The 5,237-nt window shown below is 70.0% G+C and carries 4 protein-coding genes, 1 pseudogene and 1 riboswitch; of the genes and pseudogenes, 3 read left to right on the plus strand and 2 right to left on the minus strand.

The window, feature by feature from the left end; translation table 11 throughout:
* Positions 1-180 (plus strand): annotated as a pseudogene (locus G6019_RS11840) (DNA alkylation response protein); the annotation flags it as partial.
* 127 nt (positions 181-307) lie between these two features.
* Positions 308-1,678: a cytochrome P450 gene (locus tag G6019_RS11845; protein WP_182612563.1), complete on the plus strand. Its 1,371-nt coding sequence runs from the start codon at positions 308-310 to the stop codon at positions 1,676-1,678.
* Between the two features lie 167 nt (positions 1,679-1,845).
* On the opposite strand, the gene G6019_RS11850 is transcribed toward G6019_RS11845, so the two are convergent.
* Together G6019_RS11850 and G6019_RS11855 are read right to left on the minus strand one after the other, a co-directional pair.
* Positions 1,846-3,480, minus strand: coding sequence for a long-chain fatty acid--CoA ligase (locus G6019_RS11850; protein WP_182612561.1), 1,635 nt, complete (start codon positions 3,478-3,480; stop codon positions 1,846-1,848).
* A gap of 67 nt (positions 3,481-3,547) precedes the next feature.
* Complete coding sequence (locus G6019_RS11855) at positions 3,548-3,964, minus strand: carboxymuconolactone decarboxylase family protein (RefSeq protein WP_182612559.1); 417 nt, start codon at positions 3,962-3,964, stop codon at positions 3,548-3,550.
* Positions 3,965-4,088: 124 nt separating this feature from the next.
* A riboswitch (cobalamin riboswitch) is annotated at positions 4,089-4,225 on the plus strand.
* Positions 4,226-4,315: 90 nt separating this feature from the next.
* Between G6019_RS11855 and G6019_RS11860 the strand changes: the two genes are divergently transcribed.
* Positions 4,316-5,230: an ABC transporter substrate-binding protein gene (locus G6019_RS11860; RefSeq protein ID WP_182627667.1), complete on the plus strand. Its 915-nt coding sequence runs from the start codon at positions 4,316-4,318 to the stop codon at positions 5,228-5,230.
* Positions 5,231-5,237: the final 7 nt, after the last annotated feature.

Consider the following 5,237-nt stretch of genomic DNA (forward strand, 5'->3'; position numbering starts at 1 on the left):
ATCGCCCGGCGCCTCGTCGAGGCCATGGCCCTGGGCCAGCAGGGCGCGGTCCTGCTCGCCCACGCCCCGGCAGCGGTCGCCGAGGCGTTCTGCCTGGCCAGGCTCGGTGATGATCGCTCGGCCGAGTACGGCGCGCTTCCCGACGGGGTGGACGTGGCGGCACTGGTCGCCCGCGCCTGAGTACCGCATCTGCCACCACCGCGTTACCGCCACGGCGGGGAGAAACGAAACCGCCAGTTTCGCTATTCGGCTGACAGTCGCGTGAGAGAGGTCACAGACTGGAGGGACCCCGACAAAGAGGTGCACTATGTCAATCGACGGCGATCCACGTGACCCGGTCTACCGGCCGGGCCCGGCCCCCCTCCGCTCCCACCTGCCGATCCTGGGCGGGACCCTCGAGTACGTCGAGAATCCACTGGCCACGATGGCCCGCCGGTACCGCGACCACGGGCCGGTCTCCGAACTGAGCTTCCTCGGCTCCACCTGGACCGCGCTGCTCGGCCCCGACGCGTGCCAGATCGCCCTGCAGAACGCCGACAAGGCGTTCGCCAACGGCCCCGGCTGGGGCTACCTCGTCGGCCCGTTCTTCGACCGCGGGCTGATGCTGCTGGACTTCGCCGAGCACCACCACTACCGGCACCTCATGCAGGAGGCGTTCACCCGCCCCCGGCTCGAGGGATACGCCCGTACCCTGGCCCCGCTGGTCGAGCGCGGGATCTCGAGCTGGACCCCCGATCGGGCGTTCGAGATCTACCCCGCCCTCAAGTCGCACACGCTCGATCTGGCCACCGAGGTGTTCATGGGCGGCGCCGAATACGCCCGACCCGGGGAGATCGAGCGGGTCAACATCGCGTTCGTGGACTGCGTGCAGGCCGCCAACGGCTACATCCGCTCGACCGCTCCCCTGCCGTTCACCAAGTGGGGTCGCGCGACCCGCGGCCGGCGTCTGCTGGAGGAGTTCCTCCGGCGTCACCTGCCCGCCCGCCGTGCCGACCCCGGCGAGGACCTGTTCTCGGCCCTGTGTCAGGTGGCCGACGCCTCCGGCGGGATCGACGACGACGACATCATCAACCAGATGATCTTCCTGCTGATGGCCGCGCACGACACCACGACCAGCACCGTGACCTCGATGGTCTACGAACTCGGGCGCGATCGGGAGTGGCAGGAGCGCTGTCGGAGACAGTGTCTGGAACTGGGCCCCTCGCCGACCCTCGCCGAGCTGGAGGGCCTCACCGACCTGGACCTGGTGATGAAGGAGACGCTGCGGCTGCACCCGCCGGTGCCGGTACTGGCGCGCCGGGCGGTCAAGGACACCGAGGTGCTCGGCGTGGCGATCCCCGAGGGCCGGCTCGTCTCGGTGATGCCGCTCCTGTCGCACCACATGCCCGAGTACTGGACCGACCCGGAGATCTTCGACCCCGAGCGGTTCACCGAGGGCAGGCGCGAGGACAAGTCACACCGCTACGCCTGGGAGCCCTTCGGCGGCGGGGTCCACAAGTGCCTCGGCATGATCTTCGCCAACCTCGAGTCCAAGCTCGTCCTCAGCGCGCTGCTGCGGCACTTCGAGTGGTCCGTGCCGCTGGACTACGTCCCGCCCATGAAGAACGACTCGCTGCCGTTCCCCGGGGACGGGCTCCCGGTATCCCTGCGGCCGCTCACGCCGGCCCGCGCCGGCTGAGCCGACCCGGCCGATTCGACCGCCCCGCGCGGGACCCGCCCGCCGCACTCGCCGCGACCCGCGAACCGCCCCCACCCTCGCGAACCGCCGAGTGGTCACAAACATCGAGATTCCGGCACGGTCTCCTGGGAGAACGTGAGCGAGTGTGACCACGCGGCGGGAGTGGGCTACTTCTCCAGCGCGTTGACCACGGTGAGCTCGCCGTCGGAGTGCGAGACGCGGATGCGCTTCTTGTCGAGCTTGCCGACGGAGGTCTTGGGGATCTCGTCGACGAACGCGAACTTCTCCGGCACCTGCCACTTGGCCATCCGGCTCTCGAGGTGCGAGCGCAGATCCTCGACGTCGGGATCGGCCACCCCCTCCTTGACCACGATGGTGGCCAGCGGACGCTCGTCCCACTTGGGGTCGGGGATGCCGATCACGGCCGCCTCGGCCACGGCCGGGTGCTCGAGGAGGTAGTTCTCCACCTCGACAGAGGAGATCCACTCGCCGCCGGACTTGATGATGTCCTTGGCTCGGTCCGTCAGCTGCAGGAACCCCTCGGGACGGATGTAGCCGACGTCGCCGGTGCGGAGCCAGCCGTCATCGAAGGAGTCCGAGCTGTCGACCTTGTAGTAGCTGCCCGTGATCCACGGTCCACGCACCTCGAGTTCACCGACGGACTCGCCGTCCCAGGGCATTTCCTGACCGGCGTCGTCGACGATCCGCGCCTTGACCCCCGCGATGAACCGGCCCTGCGTGGTGCGCAGTTCGAACTGCGTCTCCTCCGGCAGGTTCGCCTTCGGCCGCGACAGGGTTCCGAGGGGCGAGGTCTCCGTCATGCCCCACGCGTGGATGATGTCGATCCCGTAGTTCTCCTTGAACTTGCGGATCAGCGCGGGCGGGCAGGAGCTGCCGCCCACCACGACGGCGCGGAAGCTCGACATGTCGATGGGGTGATCGACCGAGTAGGCGTCCACGGCCTGCCAGATCGTGGGGACGGCGGCGGCCAGCGTCGGACGCTCGGAGGCGATCATCGCGGCCAGCGGCTCCGGCTGGAGGAAGCGCTCGGGCATGAGCAGCGACGCGCCCACCAGGAACGCCGCGTACGGCAGGCCCCACGACATCGCGTGGAACATGGGGACGATCGCCAGCACGTTGTCGTCGAGCGAGATGTCCATCCCGTCCGACATGCAGACCTGCATCGAGTGCAGGTAGATGGACCGGTGCGAGTAGACGACGCCCTTCGGATCACCCGTGGTGCCCGAGGTGTAACACATCGCGGCGCCGGAGTTCTCGTCGACCTCGGGCCACTCGAACTCGGCGGGTTGTGCGGCCAGCAGCTCCTCGTAGTCGTGCACCTGCACGCCCTCCGGGGCCTCGAGGTTCGCCGCGCCGCCACCGGTGACGATCACGTGCTCGACCGTCGAGAACCGCGGCAGCAGGGGCTGCAGGAGCGGGATCAGACTGGGGTCGACGATCACGACCTTGTCCTCGGCGTGGTTGGCCACGAACTCGAGCTGGTCGGGGAACAGCCGGATGTTCAGGGGGTGGAGTACCGCGCCCATCGACGGGATGGCCAGGTACGCCTCCATGTGCTCGGAGTTGTTCCACTGGAAGGTCGCGACGCGCTGATCCGCGTCGATCCCCAGCGTCCGCAGGGCGTTGGCCAGCTGCGCGGCGCGCCGGCCCAGCTCCCCGAACGTGATCTTGCGGGGGCCCTGATCGGTCCAGGTGGTGATGACCGCGTCCGCGTGGACGGTCGCGCCGAACGTCAGGATGGTGCTGATGTTCAGCTGTTCCGGCTGCATGGTGCTGCGCATGCGAGGGGCTCCTGTTCAGGGGGTGTCGGGTATCAGGGGGTGTCAGGGGTCACTTCTGGACGCGACCCTACCTGTCGTCCACCGCGTCGAAGACCTCCTGGACCGTCTTCATGGCCGAGAGGGCCGCCGGCGCACCGCAGTATCCCGAGGCGTGGATGACGGCCTCGGTGATCTCCTCGCGGGTGAGGCCGTTCGTCAGCCCTCCGCGCACGTGGCCGGCCAACTCGGCGTTCGCCCGCAACGCCACGAGCATGCCGATGTTCAGCAGGCTCCGGTCCCGCCGTCCGAGCCCCGGGCGGGACCAGATGTTGCCCCACACGTTCTCGGTGACCACGTGCTGGATGGCCTCGGACGCGGTGCCCTCGGCCCGGCCCATCGCGCGGTCCACGAAGTCGTCGCCCATCACCTCACGTCGGATCGCGAATCCCCGGGCCCGCAGATCCTCGGCCGTGGGCCCCTCGCCTGAACCTGTCGTCGTCGTCATCTGGTGATCCTTCCCGTCGGTGCGTGGCCGCCGCCGTGTAGCCGCTGCAGTGTGGCCGCCGCTGCGTGACACCCGGCGTGTCCGGGCGCGGTCATGGCCCATCCTGCCGTCGACCCGGTGGTCGGATACCCTCGGAGGGTCCGGCTCCCTGCCGGACACCCGTGGTACCCGGCGGAAGTCGGTGTGAGTCCGACGCTGTCCGCGCAACTGTGATCCCGCCCCGGGCGGGCGAGCCAGGTCGGCCGGGACCGCGGAACCGTACGAACTGACCTCGCACGAAGGGCGGTTGCGTGCCGTGGCGTCCGCGCCGCAGCCGAGCTGCACTCGTCCGGGCGACCACCGGAGGATGCCATGACCGAGTCCCGAGCGCGGACCCTGCCCGGATCCCGCTCCCTGTTCGCCGCCGTCCTCACCGTCGTGGCCCTGGTCGCCTCGGCGTGTTCCGGTGCCGACGACGACGGCACCGCCGCCGCCACGGACCCCGGCGACGGCGGGCCCGGCGCGATCGTCTCGCTCAGCCCCACCACCACCGAGATGCTGTACGCCGTGGGCGCCGGCGACCGGGTGGTCGCGGTGGACGAGCGATCGGACTTCCCGCCCGACGCCCCGGTCACCGACCTGTCGGGATACACGCCGAACCTCGAGGCGATCCTCGGGTACCAACCGGACCTCGTCGTGGCCACGGATGACACCGGCGACATCGTGTCCGGGCTCGAGCGGTCCGGGGTCGAGGTCCTGCTCCTCCCCGCCGCCCGGACCCTGGACGACACCTTCTCCCAGATCGAGCAGGTGGGCGCCGCCACCGGGACCGTCGGCGAGGCCGCCGAGCTGGTCTCCCGGATGCGGGGCGAGATCGACGAGATCGTGGCGTCGGTCCCGGAGCGTGAGACCCCACTGACCTACTTCCACGAGCTCGACGACACCTACTACACCGTCACCGACGACACCTACATCGGCGAGGTGTACTCCCTGCTCGGGTTGACCTCGATCGCGACCGGTGACGACGCCTATCCGCAGCTGTCGGAGGAGCTGATCCTGGAGTCGGACCCGGACCTGGTGATGCTCGCCGACGGCCAGTGCTGCGGGATCACGCCGGAGGTCGTGGCCGGGCGGCCCGGGTGGAGCGAGCTCGGCGCGGTCAGGCAGGGCCGGGTCTTCGTGGTCGACGAGGACCTGGCCAGCCGGTGGGGGCCGCGCGTGGTGGACTTCATGCGCGAGGTGGCCGGCATCGTGGCGACCGTCCCCGAGAGGGAACCCGCCTCGTGACTCGCGG

Origin of the sequence: Dietzia sp. DQ12-76 (assembly GCF_014145045.1) — a bacterium.
Taxonomy (GTDB): Bacteria; Actinomycetota; Actinomycetes; order Mycobacteriales; family Mycobacteriaceae; genus Dietzia.